The sequence below is a fragment of the Paenibacillus sp. sgz302190 genome, from assembly GCF_059820445.1.
Map to the genome: position 1 here is coordinate 60410 of NZ_JBZYAO010000006.1, position 18501 is coordinate 78910.

Here is an 18501-nt window from a genome sequence, read left to right on the forward strand (position 1 = left end):
ATCACAGGTGATTATGAAGTGAGTGGTCTTTCTACCCGGAGTTGGCTACCCGATTAATGGGCAGCCTCTTACCGATTGTCGAATACTTACGGCTTGAGTTCGATCGCCAGGCAGTTGACGTACGGCGTCGGCTGCCGGTCCGGCAGCGAAACGATGAGCGCTCCGTACGGTTGTTCGAACGGTACTGCGCCTACGCCAAGCAGCCGAACGGATTCCACTTTGTCTGCCGGCGTCAACGCACGAATGACGGCACGATGATCTTCCGGCCACCGCATCTGGAATGCGTAAAGCGTATTTCCCTTTTGGGTGAAACGGAAGTCGCCGGAGTTCCATTCCACCCTGTCCTCCTTGAAATGATCAATGACGACGCGGGAATGTCCTTCGCCCGATACGCGGAACGGCCGGGTGCCGTACACGCCTTCCCCGCATATCCGGATCCATTTGGCCATCTCCTGCAGGATATACGTGCACTCGTCATCAATCGTACCGTCCGGCTTCTGCGGAATATTGAGGAGCAGATTGCCGTTCTTGGCGATGATGTCGACCAGAATTTCAATGACATGCCCTGGTTTCTTATAGACCGTTTTCACATTATAGAACCAATCCCCGACACACGTATCGGTCTGCCACGGGTCAGGCCTGATGTCCGGCGACTGGCTGCGTTCAATGTCGAGGATGCCGATGCGGTAAACGTCCTGCCTGCGGTCCTTCTGGTTATAGACTGCGCGATTCACGCCGCCATAGGCCGCAGCGCTCGTATTGTACAGATGCGCGACCGCATTCAGTCCGGCTGCGAACGACGGGTCATCCAAGGAGGCGTCCCTTTGATCCCAGGCGCTAGCGAACGGCAGTCCGCCATCGGAGTACAGCAGATCCGGCTGGTACAGATCGATGACTTCCTTGATGATGTCGAACCAGCGCTGATGCCACCAAGGATTGATTGTATACCATGGCGTCGGTTCCATTTGCAGGTTGTCCGGTTGATAATGCTCGCGGTTCGGCAAATACAAATCCTCGTACTTGGGATCGTTTCCGTCATAAGGGATGCCCGCATAAGGGCCCTCCTTATCCTGTCCTTTATTGAAATGAAACCAGCTGAACGTCGCTCCCAGATGCTCGGTCAGCCCGAAAGGCAGTCCCCGGCGGGAAGCGGCGGCTTTCCACAGCGCAACGATATCTTTCTTCGGTCCCATGTTGACCGAATTAAAGCGGTGGATTTTCGAGTCGTAGTTGAAAAAGTTGTCGTGGTGCATCGCCTGTGCGACGAAATATTTGGCACCGGCAGCTACGTACAAGTCCATCAGCGATTCCGGATCGAATTTCTCCGCTTTCCACAGCTGTACGATATCTTTGTAGCCGAATGTTGACGGATGTCCGTAATGGCGGATATGGTACCGGTATTGCTCGGAACCTTCGTAATACATGTTCCTGGCGTACCAGTCCCCGTACATTGGCACCGATTGTGCGCCCCAATGCGACCATATGCCGAGCTTAGCATCCCGGAACCATTCCGGGCACTCGAATTTCCTGAGCGATTCAAATGTGGGTTCGAAAGGACCCTTGGCGATGTGCGCCTTAACCATGCGGATCAGGCCTCCTATTTTTTTGTTACAGCCTTATCCTAGCAGTATTGTGGTATACTCATGAATATAGAATCCTAACTTCTTGTTGTATAAAATTATCTATCTTTCCATAATCGGTGATTACCCATGGACAATGCCCAACAACAACTGATCCGGCTTTATCTCGATAACCTTCAGGTTCACGTAACCGCAATGGGACATAACCAGGTTTGGTCCGACTGGCGGGATCTCGATTACACGCCGGACTATAACAAATTTTATTTGATTTGCGATGGCGAAGGCTGGTTGAAAATCGGCGATACGGAGTATACGCCTAAACCGGGGCAGTGGTACCTGATGCCGCAAGGAGTGAAGCAATCTTACTCCTATACGGACGGCCCGCGCTTTACGAAATATTGGTGCCATTTTACGGCCAAGGTCGGGGAAAACAACCTGTTCAATCTGCTAAAAATACCCGTATTTCTCGAACCGGGGAAAGACGGCGAACCGAAGCAGCTGTTCCGAGAACTGCTTTCCTGCGAATCCGGTACGTCCCTATCCGCTCCCCTGCTGATTAAAGCGGCCATGCTGAAGTTGATTGCATATTATGTTGAGCATGCAGCTTCCGACGTGGCAGGCGTCGAACTCGCTGCAGTGTCCGAACCCCTTCAAGGTGTCATCGAGCATATCCAACTAAACTATCATCGAAACTTGACGATCGACGAGTTGGCGGAACGCGCCCATCTGCATCCCAACTATTTTATCCGCGTGTTCAAAAGGCGTTTCGGCACATCTCCGATTCAATACGTTAACAGAAAAAGGATAGAAGAAGCGAAGTGGCTATTGACCTCCACGGACCTCATGCTGGCGGAAATCGGCGCTAAAGTTGGCATTCCCGACATCTCCTATCTATCCAAATTATTCAAATCATCCACGGGTTTATCTCCGACTGCGTATCGATTGACTCATCATCCGAATCCGTCTAATTCGACAATATGAACGAAGATATGGAGGGGGCAAAAGCCCTTTCTTTTTATGTGCTCCGAATCGGTATGATCGCGAAAGAAGTCGGCTCCCCGCAAGACGAATATCCTCTTTCAACCGCTCGCGAAGTTTTTGGGGTAAGGGCGCCTTTTTACGCTCCAACGAACAATTTCTTCAAACATTTCCCCCCCCATGATACAATAGTGTTGAGATGAGGGCAGCAAGCCGCCTATAATCGCATAGAAATCGTAGAATGTTCTGACATCGTTCAAGCAGGAGTGATTATATCGGTTCGGGAGTGGCGCAGCTTGAAAAACATGTCCATTTTGACGCAATTAATTTTCGCATTCAGTGTGATTATGCTCGCTTTAACCTTGGTTGTCAGCTTTTTTTCCTATCAAAAGTCTTCGGAAATTCTCTATCAGAAATCCACCCAGTTTTTGCTATATTCCATCAATCAAATGAAAGAGCGTATGGACAATACATTAGAAGAATACGATGAATTTTCCAAACAACTTGCTTATAGTCCGGCGGTTTTGGACTACTTGACCCAGATCCACATGAAAATACCCCCCAAGATTCCGAAATACGAGTTGGAGAAAGAGATCGCGCGGCAGAGCCAGACATTTGCCCGTGGCATCATCGTTCAAATTTTGGATGAGAACGAGAATGCTTATACGGCTTTCAATGGGTTCGACTTGGCGTGGAAGAATATAAACGAACTGAAAAGTATGGCCTGGTATCCCCACGTCGCTCAAGCGGAGGGAAGCGTGGTTTGGGCGGGAGGCGAGATGAAAAATACGATTCTTGTTCCGGCCGTAATTGGCAGTCGTATCGTTAATAGTTGGACCGATTTGAAGCCTATTGGGCAAATTCTCGTTATTATCCCTGCTACCGTCATTGAAAACATCAGTCAGGACAAGCAACTGGCGGAGATTGAAAATATTCGGATTGTCGATCGCTACCATCGTATCGTTTATTCCAAACAGAAGTCGGAGATAGGTCAAACGATAGCCGCCGGGGAACAGAGACTTCTCCGACTTCAAGACGCGTCGATCATGACGGAAACGATTGAGGAAGAAGACCGATTTATTATCAAAGCCAACTCGTCGTACAGCCAGTTTACCATACTATCCTACGTCAACAAGCATACGTTGGAACGTGAAATGAAGCAGATGCAATACCGCATCATTACGATTGGATTGATCGCTTTGGCGGGGGCGATACTTTTTGTATTGCTTTTCTCCTGGTCTTTATCCCGGCCACTAAGATTATTAACGCAGAGCTTTCAGAAAATCAGACGAGGTATCCTGCTACCGATTCACGGTCAGTATGCAAATCGGGAAGTAATCACACTGATTCATGGTTTTAACAAAATGGTCGGCGACTTAAACAAGGCGGTAAAAGATTTGGCCGACAAACAGATCAGCGAGGAACAGGCGCAGTTAATTGCACTGAGGGCGCAGTTTCAGCCGCATTTTATGTACAACACGCTGAATACGATCTTCTGGATGCTGTATAACAAGGGCGAGGAACAGACGGCGGAGATGGTGCATTCGTTAAGCGAAATGCTGCGATATACGATACAACCCGGTTCGGATTTAGTTCCGTTAAAGGAAGATTTGAAGCAGCTGCAGCGTTATATTACCCTGCAGACTTATCGTTTCGAAGATAAGCTTCAAGTCGATTTGCAAGTGGAAGATGAGATTTTGGATGTCCGCGTCATACGTCTGCTCTTTCAGCCTCTGGTAGAAAATGCGATTATCCATGGGCTGGAACCAATGGATCGAAGTCCAGGACTGATTCGTATCCTGGTGTTTCGCGATGGCGGAGATCTTGTGTTATCTGTCGAGGATAACGGGGTCGGTGTGAGCGAGAACCAATACAGAGACTTGCTGGAGCATCGGGGTTCCCCCAATGATTCCCACACACGTTTGGGCTTGATCAATTTAAATCAAAGAATAAAGCTGATTTATAGGTTGGACAGGGGGATTGAACTGTCCAAAAGCGAATTGGGCGGGTTAAAAGTCACTGTGCGAATTCCTGTTATGGAAGCGGGCGAACGAAGATGATGATTTTGGTGGTTGACGACGAGCGGTTACCCAGAACCTCACTGGCCGGGATGATCAGATCCATCGATCCGAAGCATGTTGTAATGGAAGCCGAGAACACGAACGAAGCTTTGGAATTGTTCACCCTTCATCCCATTGATCTCGTGATCTCGGACATTCGGATGCCGGGCAGAGGCGGATTGGATTTGGTCAAAGAGATCAGGGAGATGAACGAAGAGGCGAATGTCGTGCTGCTATCCGGGTATGCCGATTTTGAATACGCTATAACCGGTATCCGCTTGCGCATATTTGAATACGTTACGAAGCCTGTAAGCAAGCAGCAAGTGACGGAGTTGCTCCGCAAGGTGGAGGATAGGCTTGTGGAGAGGAAATCGAAAAACATGCTGAACCGGTTGCGCGACAAAAATATGCTCGAGAAGCGGATACGCGATTGGTGCCACAACATCCCTATCCCCTATTACGACGAAATGCTCCTGCCGGATTACAGCGAGATCGCTTTGTTTCATATATATGCTTCAAACCTTGTAGAAATGGACCACCGGATACGGTTTTTCTTGAAAAATATTTTCGAAGAAATGTTGTCGGAGATTGGTATTCCGGTGTTTGTTGACGAAATTCGTCAAGTCACGTTAGTGTTCTTCTCCCAAAATGTCCCCGAAGAGTCGTTACTGTTCAAAATCAGGGAAAGTCAGCAGACGGTCGAGCGGCTCATCCGGCAAAATCTGTCCATGGGTTGGGGAGGCATCATCGCCGATTTGGCTGCAATCCCCCGGCTGTATCAGCAAAGTATGGTGACTTTAGGAGCCGAATCGTTGTCCGATTGTACGATTGTGGAGGCGAGCCATTATTTGGTCAAGAAAGCGATTGAACTCATCCAGCAGCATTATGCAGAGGACATTTCGCTTCTGACGCTTGGAGAGCAGCTTCACGTCAATCCGAATTATTTGGGCCGGTTGTTCAAGAAGGAAATCGACATGAATTTCACCGATTATTTGGTGCGCATCAGAATGGACCAAGCGAAGCGACTGCTTAAGCAAACTACGCTGAAAGTATACGAGATCGCGCATGAGGTCGGATACGAAGACAACGCGTATTTCAGCAGATTATTCAAAGCATTGCATGCAATGACGCCGAATGAATACCGCAACCTCGATAAGTCATAACGGCGTAAGGCCCTTTTTCGAGAAACGGAGAAGGGTCGTTTTTTGTCGTTTTAATCCAAGAAAAGTATGTTTGTTCACGTTTCGGAAAAGGTTCAGTCCATTTTATAATTTAGGAGTAATCTATCCAAATACAGAAGGGTTGGTACAGAAGATGAGAACGTTGGCAAATGTGCTGATATCGGTCATTCTCGCAGGATCCATGGTAGCGCTTTCCGCTTGCAGCAACAGCACTGGCGGTAACAAATCGGATCAACAAGACGGCAAACCGGATAAGGTATCCATTCGCATTATGACCAGATGGGCGGATAATACGCCGGGTCCCGTCGCATTCAGAGACCGCATCAAGCAGTTTCAGAAGGAAAACCCGAATATCGAAGTCCTGGATGAGTCGATAACCGACGAATCCGCTTATATGACTAAATTCAAAACGGGTATCGCTTCCGGGGATCTTCCGGCCATCAGCCAGACATGGGGCGGTGAAGCCTTCAAGATTTATGCGGATAACGGAACATTTCTCGACTTATCCGGTGCAATGAATGATGACAAGGGATGGTCGGATCAGCTTCTGCCATTGTTCGAGAACTGGCAGTTTAAGGGCAAAGAAGGCGTCTATGGCATTCCGGCTGAATTTTTCGCTGTAGGCATCTTCTATAACAAAGAGATTTTTAAGAAACTCAATTTACAGCCGCCGCAGACGCTGGAGGAGCTGTTGGAACAGGCGCCAAAGCTGCAAGCGGCTGGATACATCCCAATGGCGTTGGGAGCCAAAGATACATGGCGGGGAGGACACTTCTTTAACAACTTGGTGATGAAGCAGTTCGGTCCGCAAAAAATCGATGATTTGGCCACACGCAAAGCACATTATGATGACCCTGACATGGTTTCCTTATTCAAACTCATCTCGGACTTTAATCAGGCAGGGGTTTTCGGCGACAACGCGGTAAGCGTGGATATGAATCAGGAGAAAGCGTTGTTCCTAAGCGGCCGTTCGGCGATGCATATGGACGGCAGTTGGTTCATCGGCGAGGCTTCTAGCAGTGAAATCAAGGATAAGATCGGCTTTGTTCCGTTTCCTTATTTTAAGGATAAGCCGGAGAATAAAGACAACTGGATGGGCGGCGCCGGCGGCGGTTTCTCCGTTTACGGCAAGCTTAAGGACAAAGAGAAGGGAGCGGCCATCAAACTGTTGAAGTACCTGACATCCGTCGACTATTTCCGGAAACAGGAGGAAGTAAATCAAGGCGGCGTTTACCCAGTTAAAATGTCGCCGAATCCGAATGTGAACAATCCGATCTCCTCGGATTTCGTGAACGCAATCAAGAACGCAAAGGTTTACAAAAATGACGTTCCTTCCTATGATAAACTGCCGCAGTTGCTTGATCGCGTGAGAAATTCAATTCAAGGCTTGTTCGTTAAGAATCCGCCGGAGAAAGTGGCCAAAGAAATTGCCGATGAAATTAAGAAAAGCAATTAACGAAGGGAGTTCAACCGGCAACCTTGTCGGTTGAACCCCTCAATGGAGGACTTCACATGTTTGCACATCGAGCAAAATGGATCGGAATCGGCTTCGTTTTTCCGGCATTGATTCTGTATACCTTACTCCTAATTTATCCCGCCTTCTTTGCTGTTTACATGTCGTTTTTCAATTGGAATCTCATTGCAGAATCAACCATGGAGTTTGTCGGGTTCCATCACTATATGCAGATGCTGGAAGATGCCACATTCTGGAGATCATTGACAAACGCTTGCTGGTTCATTCTAGGCTCATTTCTAGTCCTCATGCCAATCGCGTTCGCTCTGGCCTTGGTTGTGACGGGTGATCGGAAATTCAAGCGGTTTTTCAAGACGGCATTTTTTATGCCGGTCGTTCTTCCGATTACTGCAGTTGGGTTGATGTGGACTTTTATTTTGAACCCTAACTTTGGTGCATTGAACGCTTTGCTAGAAACCTTGGGCTTGGGCTGGTTGGCGCACGACTGGCTTGGCGATCCGGATCGTTCCATTTTTACAGTTGTCCTCGTAAACGCGTGGGTGTTTGCCGGGTTAAATATGGTTATCTTTGCAGCAGGTCTCGTTTCCATCCCCAAGGACATTTACCAAGCAGCCGAAATTGATGGTGCAAGCCGTTCTCAACAGATTGCGCTGATCACAATTCCAATGATGAAGGAAACGTTTAAAATTTTTTCGATTCTTGCAATTACCGGCTCTCTCAAGGTGTTCGACATCGTCTATGTCATGACGGGCGGGGGCCCGAATCAGAAGACCGAAGTGCCGGCATCGCTTCTCTTCAACGAAGCCTTCAGATACAACAATTTTGGCTTAGGAAACAGCATCGGGACGTTTATTCTGGTAACTGGTCTGACGATCAGCCTTATCCTGAATCGCTTCGCCAAACAAGATGCGTAGGAAACGAGGAAACGATGAGAACGAAAAATATCGCAATTTATCTATTCGCAGTTGTATGGGCCGCAATTACGCTATATCCCTTATATTTTACGCTGATTTCCTCTGTGAAGACGAATAATGAAATCTTCGGCATGTCCGCTTTCAAGCTGCCGACCGAATACCATTTCGAGTATTACGTCCGTGTTTTTGTCGAAGCAGGTTTAGGCAAAGCGCTCTTCAATTCATTCTTTATTTCATCTATGAGCACCTTTTTGGTCGTCCTGCTGGCATCGATGGCATCCTTTTACTTGGCCAAAGGGAATGGAAAGCTGCCCGGCTTACTTTACATGTATTTGATCGTAGGCATTATGGTGCCCTTCCATTCGACACTAATACCTTTGGTTAAATTGGTGGCGTTGGTGAACGGGTACAACAGTTACTTGACGATTATTGTCATATATTCGACATTTCATATCCCGTTTGCGGTTTTTCTGATTACCGGGTATATCAGAGGCTTGAACAAGGAAATCGATGAATCCGCTTTGGTGGACGGATGTGGTCCGGTGCGTTATCTATTTTCTTTTGTAATCCCGATTTGCATGCCGATTATTTCCACCACTGCGATTCTGACGTTTTTATTCACTTACAATGAATTGATTTTCGCTGTCTTGTTCTTAACCAAAAAAGAAATGTATACCATCTCGCTCTCCATGCTTTCTTTTGTAGGTGAAAGAAGTGTCGAAATGGGCCCGATTTTTGCCGCCATTGTCATTGCCATCTTGCCGATGATCGCAGTCTACTTGCTGATGCAGGAAAAAGTGATAGGCGGGCTAAGCAGCGGGGCTGTAAAGGGATGAATACGATCGGTTATACGTCGTCTTAGTTCATGAAAAAACGCAGAAAAGTCAGCGGCACAGATAATTAATAGTCCCTCCCCCTCGCGAACCTTTTTTCGCCGTCATGGATCTAGGTGTATAGATATCCGCATGCAGAGGAGCTCGCCGTCCGGCGGATCTGGTTCCCGAGTTCATTGGGGCAGATGTGCTAAGGGGGAGGTCTGATAACCGAGGTACCAGACTTAAACTAGGCCCTTCCTACAGTTCATCGGAAAGCGGAAAGCGTTACGTCCTATCGACCGTTTGAAGGAAATGATTATGCGGGATGGGAATCTGGTCATAAGTACATGTAACAGAGCGGATTTCCGGATACCAACATATAATCAATACGGGGCAATCCCAAAAGTCATCGATGACAGAGGGAATGCCTCTTTTTTGTGTAATATCATTGTGCCAAAATGCATCCCGATTCATCACATGTCATCATTCGAAAAATTCTATTGATCGACATATAGATTGTACAAATGCGCAGGCCATAATGCTGTTGATTGACGCCGCTTACAGCAACAACGGAGTTGTTCCGTCCGCGACAAGATGTATAATGAATAAATCGAAAGTCTAATGGAGAGCCGGTGAATCGTCATGAGCATCCTTCAGCGAATCAGTTTGTCGCGATGGTTCCGCAACCAGCGCATTCGAACGAAAATATTCGCGGTATACATTCCCTTGATTCTAGTCCCTCTCCTCATTCTGGGCTACACCTCCAAGGTTATCTACTCGGAGGCGATCATCGAGAAGACTCGCCGGAAGCGTTTGCACGGGCGTTTAAGAATCTTCATGGGATAATGCCGATATCTGCGCGTGATAAAGGCGTTTCTCTAAAAGCCTATCCACGAATGTCCTTTCATATTTCAATAAAAGGAGATATCGAAATGAATTACCGAATTGAACAAAAAAGGTCTTTTGAGATGTTTGGAGTTTTTGGTCTTGTAAATTCGGACAGGAAAACAGCATTTTCTGAAGTTTCTGAATTCCGTAAAAAAATGTGATGATGCTGGCAGTGTTGTTTATGAACGAATTGCTGGGACGCTTTAGCAACACCGTATTGCACGTATGATCAAGCCGGAGAATCCTTCAAATACATGATATGTTATCATTTACCAAAGGGGCTTGAAGTTATTTGACCGAGCAAATCTCGACAACTTTGTCATTCGAATTGCGGTAGGCATCGCCAAGAACGGTTAGCGCTGCCGTTTGATTCAGTTTCTTCAATCAAGGCTGATGCCTTGTTCCGGCTCCTGAATTTGGATCTGAACCCGAACCAGATAATGCTCGGGTTCAGATAACACCACCTCGTTAAGGATACAATCCTCGTAAGCGTTCCCTTCTATAATCAGCTGATTGCTCTCGATATACTCAAATATTTGCGGGTAAATTTTGTCCGTTTCCCCATAATTCGCTCTGGCATAACACACCAATTCCATAATCTGGTATTTGATTTCCTCCTTCTTCTGGCGAAGCAATTCGAGCGTGCTGGAGGCAGTTCGATTTTCTAGATGTGTTTTGATTTTATCCAGAGGCATGCCAAGCTCTTTAAGCGCTTGTCGGCAACAAGAGCAGGCTTAAATAGACCGATGCGATCATAAAAAATGAGCGTTTTCCGAGCAACTTCGGATAGGCTCGCAAATGAGCTGATCGAAAGAAATTCTGATGGATGCATATTTCCCACCGGGCCGGATTGACTGTATAGTTACTATACAGTATATAATACCATTTGTTACTCCGAGTATTCAACGAATATGCGCGCTAATTAGCCCCAAATCTATAAAAGGAGATCACTTATGTTAAAACGATTGTTGAAAAGCGTCAGAGAATATAAAAAAGAGACGCTGCTTACCCCGTTGTTTTTGCTGGGAGAGGTGGTGATGGAAGTATTGATTCCGTTATTCATGGCTCGGCTGATCGATCAAGGAATTAGCGGCGGGAACATGAGCATGATCGGGAAATATGGCCTGATCCTAGTGCTGTTTGCTCTTACATCCCTTTTGTTCGGGGCGCTTGCAGGCAGATATTCTGCAATTGCAATGGCCGGGTTTGGCAAAAACCTGCGTTTTGATCTGTTTCGGAATGTTCAGCGATTGTCCTACTCCAGCCTCGATAAATTTTCCACCGCCAGCATTGTGACACGTCTTACAACGGATATTACGCATGTTCAGAATGCGTTTATGATGATTATTCGGATGGCTTTCCACAGCCCGGTCATGATGATTTTTGCAACGGTGATGACCTTCCAGATCAGCCCTTCCATTGCGATGCTGTTTTTGGTTGCAGTACCACTCTTGGCTATTGGCATGTATCTGATTATGCGATATTCATTTCCTGTTTTTGAACGGGCGTTTGATCAATATGATGAAATGAACAAGGTGGTACAGGAAAACGTAAGAGGCATTCGTGTCGTCAAGTCGTATGTTCGAGAAGAGAAGGAAGTTTCCAAATTCAGAAAGGTTTCAGAACGAATTTTCACGGAAATGGTTAAAGCGGAACGGATACTGGCTCTTGAAATGCCCTTGATGCAAATCGTTCTCTACAGCGTTATGCTTCTGGTTTCATGGATTGGCGCCAAGCTGGTGGTAGGCGGAACAATGACGACGGGCGAATTGACGAGCGTTTTGGCCTACTCGCTGCAAATTTTGATGAGTCTTATGACCTTGGGCATTATATTGGTTGTCATTGCCATTGCTCGCGCTTCAGCGGTGAGAATTGATGCATTGCTGCAGGAGGAACCGGAAATTAAAAGCCCGGCCTCCCCAGTTATGGATGTTGCTTCCGGAGAAGTTGAATTCCGCAATGTTTCCTTCCGCTATTCCAGCAATGCCGAGAAATTTGCCTTATCTGGCGTCAATCTTCATATTCGTTCCGGACAGACCATAGGCATCATTGGCGGGACTGGCAGCGCCAAAACATCGCTTGTGCAACTAATTCCACGCCTTTACGATGTAAGCGAGGGAGAAGTGCTCGTAGGAGGAACCAACGTCAAAAGCTTTGATATTTATGCTTTGCGCAATCAGGTGGCGATGGTTCTGCAAAAAAATGTTCTGTTTGAAGGCACCATTAAAGAAAATTTGCGCTGGGGCAATGAAAACGCCAGTGATGAGGAGCTTATAGAAGCTTGTAAAGCAGCACAGGCCCATGACTTTATCTCCGCTTTCCCCGACGGATACGATACCCGGATCGATCAGGGGGGAACCAATGTTTCCGGCGGTCAAAAGCAGCGCTTGTGTATAGCAAGAGCTTTGCTCAAGAAGCCCCAAATTCTGATTCTGGATGATTCAACAAGCGCTGTGGATACCAAAACGGATGCATTAATCCGCAGAATGTTTAAAGAAAACATCCCGAATACGACAAAGATCATTATTGCACAGCGTATATCTTCCGTGGAGGAAGCAGACCAGATTATTGTCATGGACGGCGGTAAAATTACAGACATTGGCTCACATGATGATCTGCTGGTCAGAAGCACCATTTATCAGGAAGTCTGGCACTTGCAAACGAAAGGAGGAAAGCAGCATGCCGAGTACTAACAACTATTGGAAAACCAGTATACGCCTGCTGGCTTACTTTAAACATTACAAACTATTGTCCGGGCTGATCTTGCTCTTTGTGCTGCTGGGCTCTGCCGTATCTGTCGTAACCGCTGTTTTTTTGCGCGTGCTGATTGATGATTTTATTGTGCCGCTGCTCGCAGACCAGAATCCGCTCTTTAACAGCCTGCTGCACGCATTAATCTTGCTCGGCGTCATCTACATGGTCGGCGTAATAAGCACCTTTGTCTATAAGCGGATAATGATAACAATCTCGCAAAAAATAATGAGGAATATTCGGGACGATCTGTTTAGCCAAATGCAGAAGCTTCCGTTGAAATATTTTGATCGGAAAGCGCATGGCGATATTATGAGTCATTATTCCAACGATGTCGATACGCTGAGCATGATGCTTGCAGACGCATTGCCGCAGCTGCTATCTTCAACGGTTACAATTATAGTCGTGTTCTTCTCCATGCTCTATATGGATATTCCGCTTACGCTTCTCGTTTTACTTGGCGTTGCGCTCATGCTATGGATAACGAAGATCGTAGGCAAGAAAGCGACCGGATATTTCTTCCAGCAGCAGGAATCGATAGGAAAAGTAGAAGGCTATATTGAGGAGATTATTAATGGTCAGAAGGTGGTTCAAGTATTTTGCCGCGAAGAAAAGGCCATTGAGCACTTCTCAAAAATAAATAATGAGCTGTTCAATCACGCTTCAACCGCCAACACATATTCCAATATTTTGATGCCGATCACGGCCAATATTGCCACCTTGATTTATGTACTCGTTGCAATTTTAGGCGGGGCTTTGGCCATTTCTGGCTGGGATCCCGGCCTGACTTTAGGCAGCATTGCGGCATTTCTTGGTCTTTCCAGAAACTTTACCATGCCCATTTCAGAAATGTCCTCTCAAATCAGTATGTTTGTCGTCTCACTGGCAGGAGCCCAGCGGATTTTCAACTTGATGGATGAAATGCCTGAAGTCGACGAAGGCAGCGTTACGTTGGAAAAGCATAAGGATGAAAGCGGCTGGTATTGGAAGCTGGAGGATGGCTCACACCTGCCTTTAAAAGGAAAGGTTGAATTAAAGCAGGTGTCCTTTTCCTACGATGGCAAGAAGCAGGTTTTGCATGACGTTACACTTTACGCCAATCCGGGACAGAAGCTTGCGTTCGTCGGAGCCACAGGAGCAGGGAAAACAACGATAGCCAACCTGCTGAACCGCTTTTATGATATTGAAGAGGGAGAAATTATTTATGACGGCATTAATATCAAGCGGATTCGCAAGGCTGATCTACGCCGTTCGTTAGGTATTGTTCTGCAGGATACACATCTGTTCACAGGAACAGTTGCTGACAATATCCGATACGGACGTCTCGACGCCACCGATGAAGAAGTCAGGGAGGCGGCCAGACTGTCTTATGCAGACAGCTTTATTGAGCGTTTGCCAGACGGCTATAACACCTGGATCGAAGGAAATGGAGGCGATCTTTCGCAGGGACAGACCCAGTTGCTTGCCATTGCCCGCGCTGCAATTGCCAATCCTCCGGTTATGATTCTAGATGAAGCAACCTCCTCCGTAGATACGAGAACAGAAGGAATTGTCCAGATGGGTATGGATAATCTGATGAAAGGACGAACTGTGTTTATAATAGCTCACCGCCTATCCACAGTGCAACATTCAAATGCGATTATGGTGTTGGATAAAGGGCAAATTATTGAACGCGGAGATCATGAGCAGCTTATCATGCACGGAGGAATCTATTATCAATTATATACCGGGGCTTTTGAACTGGAATAAACAAAGGATACTTCAGGAAATTGTTCGGCTTCTTTTCGATGAGACGCAGGCTTATACATTTCTCGCTATTCTTCAGGCATATGCCGCCGTAACGGTAGAGAATTGAGTAGCAGTTGAGGATGGATGGTGCGATTCTGCGAGTCGCCGCGACAGTACTTTAATCAAATACGCTTTAAGACGGAAGCACAGTCCATTCGCATATGTGAATGAACTGTGTTTTTTGTCTTAAGGATTTCGAAAAAGGATAACGCTTTCATTTTGTCAACGATGGGTAAGCAAAGTAAAGAGATGTACATTGTTTGCCTGCTGGTCCAATCCTATAATAAATGCATACACAACGTCATTGTGTAGAGGTCACAATAAATAAATTCGATGAATGGGGGAAGGACATGGAAGCGAAAAAACACAAATCGAAGGCATTGCTAGTATCCATCATATCGATTGCTGCTTTATTAACCGCGTGTAGCGGGCAGAACAATTCAACAGGTACTGGGCAGGGCAAGGGTTCTAACGTTGAGTCGGGGAGTGCAGCGGGGAATGAGGCGAAGGGAGCAAATGAAGATCCGTTAGGGAAATACGATCCGCCGATTGAAGTGTCTTTCATCCGGAATCTCAACGACGTTGTAGAAAACAACGTGCTGGGCGTGCTGAAGGGCGAAACGTTCGAAGACAACCGCTGGACCCGCTTATACAACGATCAACTGGGCATCAAAATCAAAAATAAATGGATTGTCAAAGGAAGCGATACTTCAGAGCAATATTTGCAGAAATTGAATGTAACTCTGGCTTCCGGCGATTTGCCTGACGTCATTGCAGTGAACGCGACTCAATTGAAGCAATTGGCCGACTCCGGTCAGATTGAAGATATGACGGCCTTATATCAGAAATACGCCTCTCCGTTACTCAAAGAGGTCTCGTCACAGGAGGGTTCAAGTCCGTTCGACGCCGCTACGATTGACGGCAAACTGATGGCGGTCCCGCAGGTTGAATCTTCGATCGAACGCGCCATGTTTATCTGGATTCGTACGGATTGGTTAAAGAAGCTGGAACTTCAGCCTCCGAAAACGCTGGCTGATGTGCGGGCGATTTCCAAAGCATTCGCAGAAAAGGATCCGGACGGCAACGGTAAAAAGGATACATACGGCCTTGGCTTGACCAAAGATTTGTGGGGAGGGGCCATGGGGTTGGAAGGGTTTATGGCCGGCTATAAAGCTTATCCGAATTTGTGGAAGACAGACGCTTCCGGCAAATTAGTTTTTGGCGGTATTCAGCCCGAAGTAAAGAAAGCGCTTCAAGATTTGCAGAGTATGTTTAAGAACGGGGAACTGGATCAGGAATTCGGCATTAAAGACGGGGGCAAGGTATCCGAGCAGATCACTGCCGGAAAGATCGGAATGGAATATGGCGAACAATGGAATTCCATCTGGCCGCTTCAGTTGAACCGGAACAATGACCCGAATGCGCAGTGGCGTGCATTTCCAATTGTTTCGGAATCCGGCGAAACGCCTAAAGTGCCTTTAAAATTCAGTACGACAAGGTTTTTTGCAGTTAAAAAGGGAGTTAAGCATCCTGAAGCGGTTATCAAAATGTTCAATCTTCATCTGGAGAAGAACTTTGGCAAGACAGGGGAGTTTGACAAATATTATGCACCGCCTGAAGCGGAAAGCGTATGGCAGTTATCCCCTGTGACGCCTTCTCCGCTAAAGAAAAACGTGGAGGCGTTTAGAGCCATTGACGCAGCCCGTAAAGCCGGCGACTTCTCGACGTTGAAGGGGGAGCCCAAAACGATACAGGGGAAATTAGATGCTTATAATTCAGGGTCTAAGGACGGGTTTGCGCTGTGGGGCTGGGAGCGAATTTACGGTCCGGAAGGTTCCGAGGGAGTTGTTGACCAGTACGATAAAAACGACCAGTTCCTCATGGATAAGTTCGTTGGCGCGCCTACTCCTACTATGGTGGAGCGCAAATCTACTCTGGAAAAGTTGCAGAATGAGACGTATACGAAAATCATTATGGGCGCATCCGTTGATGAATTCGATAAGTTCGTGCAAGATTGGACCAAGCTGGGCGGAGAACAAATAACAAAAGAAGTAAACGATTGGTATGCTTCAAAGAAGAAGTAGTAACAGGCAGGGGTTGGAAGTGCCTTCCTTCCTCTGCTTATTTTGCTTCATATGACGGAGGATGGATATGATAACAAGGAAACGGTTAAATGAGCTTCCCCTGCATCTGATGATATTGCCGGGATTGCTGCTTATTGTCTTATTCTCATATGTCCCCATGGGCGGGATTATCATTGCCTTTCAAAAGTTTATCCCGGCGAAGGGCCTCTTTGGCGATCAGCGGTGGATTGGGTTGGACAATTTCAGGTACGTATGGAATTTGCCGAGTTTTAAACAGGTTCTTTGGAATACCCTCTTTATTTCGGGTCTTAAGCTTATTCTCGGTCTGATCGTACCGATTGTCTGCGCTGTTCTTCTCAATGAATTGAAGAATGAAGTCATAAAAAGAAGCGTTCAGACAACGATCTATTTGCCCTATTTTCTCTCTTGGGTCGTTCTTAGCGGGATCCTGATCGATATTCTGTCTCCGTCGAACGGTATCGTGAACGGGATGCTGGGCGCTCTAGGCATGAAAAAAATATTTTTTCTTGGGGACAATCATTGGTTCCCGTTTACGCTGATATTTTCCGATGTATGGAAGAATTTTGGATACGGGACAATCGTTTATTTGGCGGCCATTACCGGCATTGATCCGGGACTCTATGAATCTGCAACCATAGACGGCGCCAATCGCTGGAACAAAATATGGCATATCACCCTTCCAGGCATGCGCATGGTTATCGTTCTCTTATGCGTTCTAAGCCTGGGACAACTGTTCAATGCGGGGTTTGATCAAGTATTCAATTTGTATAGTCCTCAAGTATATCAAAGCGGCGATATTCTGGATACGTTCGTTTATCGGATCGGTTTGTTAGATGCTCAATACGGCGTGGCAACTGCTGTCGGACTTTTCAAATCGGTCGTATCGCTCATACTGATATCCGGCTCGTACTTTGCCGCCTATCGATTTGCGAATTATAGAATTTTCTAGAAGGAGGGAAACCTGTGGTACATCTATCGGCTAAACTTGTTTCGGATAAGGGGATCAGGGTATCCCGCAAGCGTATCGATTGGTTTTCTGTTGTGAATACTTCCTTTCTCATCTTGATATCCTTCATATGTGTGCTTCCGTTAATCCATATTATCGCCGTTTCGTTCAGCTCAAGCACTGCGGCGTCGGCAGGCTATGTGAAGCTGTGGCCGGTTGATTTCACCTTGGCTTCCTATGCATATACGGCGAGCCGGGAAGCATTCTGGCAATCCATGCTGGTTTCGTTGGAACGTATTGCGATCGGAACGCCGTTAAACCTATTATTAACTATACTGGTCGCTTACCCTTTAGCCAAAGAATCGGGCTCGTTTCGTTTTCGCAACATCTATGCATGGATCTTTTTTATTCCCATGCTTTTTTACGGCGGCTTGATCCCTTGGTATACGACAATCAAGCAGTACAATCTGCTTGACACGATCTGGGCGCTTGTTTTGCCGGGTGCGGTTCCTGTATTCAGTATCGTGCTGCTGCTTAATTTTTTTCGCGAAGTGCCCAAAGAGCTTGCGGAGGCTGCTACCATTGACGGAGCAGGCCACTGGATAACGCTTTGGAAAATTTATGTGCCGATATCCATGCCCGCGCTTGCAACCCTTGCCTTGTTTTCGATGGTGGAGCATTGGAACAGTTGGTTTGACGGCCTGCTGCTGATGGGGGACCCGAACCATTACCCGCTGCAAAGCTACATCCAGACGATTGTTATTCAACAAAATTTATCGAATATGTCCCGCGACGAAGCGTTGAATTTGGCTCTGATATCGGACAGGACGCTGAAATCCTCGCAAATTTTCCTGGGTTCACTTCCGATTATTATGGCGTACCCATTTCTGCAAAAGTACTTTGTAAAAGGGATTGTTTTGGGAAGCGTGAAGGGGTGACAGCCGAAAGGTATCCCGGAGGGCGATTTGCAATCTTTATGCAAACATGGTTTCAAGTTATAATGAAGGAAAACGTTTGGAGG

The 18501-nt window shown here is 46.8% G+C and carries 13 protein-coding genes and 1 pseudogene; 12 read left to right on the forward strand and 2 right to left on the reverse strand.

Going from position 1 to position 18501, the window contains the following annotated elements; translation table 11 throughout:
* Positions 1-86: 86 nt before the first annotated feature.
* Positions 87-1583, reverse strand: coding sequence for an alpha-L-fucosidase (locus AC6RNO_RS09515; protein WP_497105289.1), 1497 nt, complete (start codon positions 1581-1583; stop codon positions 87-89).
* 126 nt (positions 1584-1709) lie between these two features.
* Here AC6RNO_RS09515 and AC6RNO_RS09520 point away from each other — a divergent pair, with 126 nt between their 5' ends.
* The 7 genes and pseudogenes from AC6RNO_RS09520 to AC6RNO_RS09550 all read left to right on the forward strand — a co-directional run.
* Complete coding sequence (locus AC6RNO_RS09520; protein WP_488434134.1) at positions 1710-2561, forward strand: AraC family transcriptional regulator; 852 nt, start codon at positions 1710-1712, stop codon at positions 2559-2561.
* A gap of 302 nt (positions 2562-2863) precedes the next feature.
* A complete protein-coding gene (locus tag AC6RNO_RS09525) occupies positions 2864-4618 on the forward strand; it encodes a histidine kinase (protein WP_497105390.1) in 1755 nt (584 codons plus the stop codon).
* Complete coding sequence (locus AC6RNO_RS09530) at positions 4615-5781, forward strand: response regulator (protein WP_497105290.1); 1167 nt, start codon at positions 4615-4617, stop codon at positions 5779-5781. Before AC6RNO_RS09525 ends, AC6RNO_RS09530 begins: the two co-directional genes overlap by 4 nt.
* 151 nt (positions 5782-5932) lie before the next feature.
* A complete protein-coding gene (locus tag AC6RNO_RS09535) occupies positions 5933-7255 on the forward strand; it encodes an ABC transporter substrate-binding protein (RefSeq protein WP_474682066.1) in 1323 nt (440 codons plus the stop codon).
* A gap of 56 nt (positions 7256-7311) precedes the next feature.
* Entirely contained in the window at positions 7312-8187 is an 876-nt protein-coding gene (locus AC6RNO_RS09540) for an ABC transporter permease subunit (RefSeq protein ID WP_497105291.1), read from the forward strand.
* Positions 8188-8201: 14 nt separating this feature from the next.
* On the forward strand, positions 8202-9023 hold the full coding sequence (locus tag AC6RNO_RS09545; RefSeq protein ID WP_474682068.1) for a carbohydrate ABC transporter permease: 822 nt from the start codon (positions 8202-8204) through the stop codon (positions 9021-9023).
* 776 nt (positions 9024-9799) lie between these two features.
* Positions 9800-10186 (forward strand): annotated as a pseudogene (locus AC6RNO_RS09550) (AraC family transcriptional regulator); the annotation flags it as partial.
* An 84-nt stretch (positions 10187-10270) separates the two neighbouring features.
* Here the strand turns inward: AC6RNO_RS09550 and AC6RNO_RS09555 are convergent.
* The gene (locus AC6RNO_RS09555) at positions 10271-10585 is read right to left on the reverse strand and encodes a hypothetical protein (protein WP_497105292.1); all 315 of its coding nucleotides are present in this window, start codon (positions 10583-10585) and stop codon (positions 10271-10273) included.
* A 258-nt stretch (positions 10586-10843) separates the two neighbouring features.
* On the opposite strand from AC6RNO_RS09555, the gene AC6RNO_RS09560 reads away from it, so the two are divergent.
* The 5 genes from AC6RNO_RS09560 to AC6RNO_RS09580 all read left to right on the forward strand — a co-directional run bounded on the left by AC6RNO_RS09560 (position 10844) and on the right by AC6RNO_RS09580 (position 18418).
* Positions 10844-12583: an ABC transporter transmembrane domain-containing protein gene (locus AC6RNO_RS09560; protein ID WP_497105293.1), complete on the forward strand. Its 1740-nt coding sequence runs from the start codon at positions 10844-10846 to the stop codon at positions 12581-12583.
* Complete coding sequence (locus AC6RNO_RS09565) at positions 12570-14390, forward strand: ABC transporter transmembrane domain-containing protein (protein WP_497105294.1); 1821 nt, start codon at positions 12570-12572, stop codon at positions 14388-14390. The genes AC6RNO_RS09560 and AC6RNO_RS09565 overlap by 14 nt, the downstream gene beginning before the upstream one ends.
* Positions 14391-14779: 389 nt before the next feature.
* On the forward strand, positions 14780-16513 hold the full coding sequence (locus tag AC6RNO_RS09570) for an extracellular solute-binding protein (protein ID WP_488434137.1): 1734 nt from the start codon (positions 14780-14782) through the stop codon (positions 16511-16513).
* Positions 16514-16580: 67 nt separating this feature from the next.
* Complete coding sequence (locus AC6RNO_RS09575; RefSeq protein WP_474682073.1) at positions 16581-17483, forward strand: ABC transporter permease; 903 nt, start codon at positions 16581-16583, stop codon at positions 17481-17483.
* A gap of 14 nt (positions 17484-17497) precedes the next feature.
* Complete coding sequence (locus AC6RNO_RS09580; RefSeq protein WP_497105295.1) at positions 17498-18418, forward strand: ABC transporter permease subunit; 921 nt, start codon at positions 17498-17500, stop codon at positions 18416-18418.
* Positions 18419-18501: the final 83 nt, after the last annotated feature.

What these genes read in the sequence shown, in the direction of transcription:
- AC6RNO_RS09515 (WP_497105289.1), bottom strand. Translation starts at nt 1,583, where the DNA reads ATGGTTAAGGCGCACATCGCCAAGGGTCCTTTCGAACCCACATTTGAA.
- AC6RNO_RS09520 (WP_488434134.1), top strand. Translation starts at nt 1,710, where the DNA reads ATGGACAATGCCCAACAACAACTGATCCGGCTTTATCTCGATAACCTT.
- AC6RNO_RS09525 (WP_497105390.1), top strand. Translation starts at nt 2,864, where the DNA reads ATGTCCATTTTGACGCAATTAATTTTCGCATTCAGTGTGATTATGCTC.
- AC6RNO_RS09530 (WP_497105290.1), top strand. Translation starts at nt 4,615, where the DNA reads ATGATGATTTTGGTGGTTGACGACGAGCGGTTACCCAGAACCTCACTG.
- AC6RNO_RS09535 (WP_474682066.1), top strand. Translation starts at nt 5,933, where the DNA reads ATGAGAACGTTGGCAAATGTGCTGATATCGGTCATTCTCGCAGGATCC.
- AC6RNO_RS09540 (WP_497105291.1), top strand. Translation starts at nt 7,312, where the DNA reads ATGTTTGCACATCGAGCAAAATGGATCGGAATCGGCTTCGTTTTTCCG.
- AC6RNO_RS09545 (WP_474682068.1), top strand. Translation starts at nt 8,202, where the DNA reads ATGAGAACGAAAAATATCGCAATTTATCTATTCGCAGTTGTATGGGCC.
- AC6RNO_RS09555 (WP_497105292.1), bottom strand. Translation starts at nt 10,585, where the DNA reads ATGCCTCTGGATAAAATCAAAACACATCTAGAAAATCGAACTGCCTCC.
- AC6RNO_RS09560 (WP_497105293.1), top strand. Translation starts at nt 10,844, where the DNA reads ATGTTAAAACGATTGTTGAAAAGCGTCAGAGAATATAAAAAAGAGACG.
- AC6RNO_RS09565 (WP_497105294.1), top strand. Translation starts at nt 12,570, where the DNA reads ATGCCGAGTACTAACAACTATTGGAAAACCAGTATACGCCTGCTGGCT.
- AC6RNO_RS09570 (WP_488434137.1), top strand. Translation starts at nt 14,780, where the DNA reads ATGGAAGCGAAAAAACACAAATCGAAGGCATTGCTAGTATCCATCATA.
- AC6RNO_RS09575 (WP_474682073.1), top strand. Translation starts at nt 16,581, where the DNA reads ATGATAACAAGGAAACGGTTAAATGAGCTTCCCCTGCATCTGATGATA.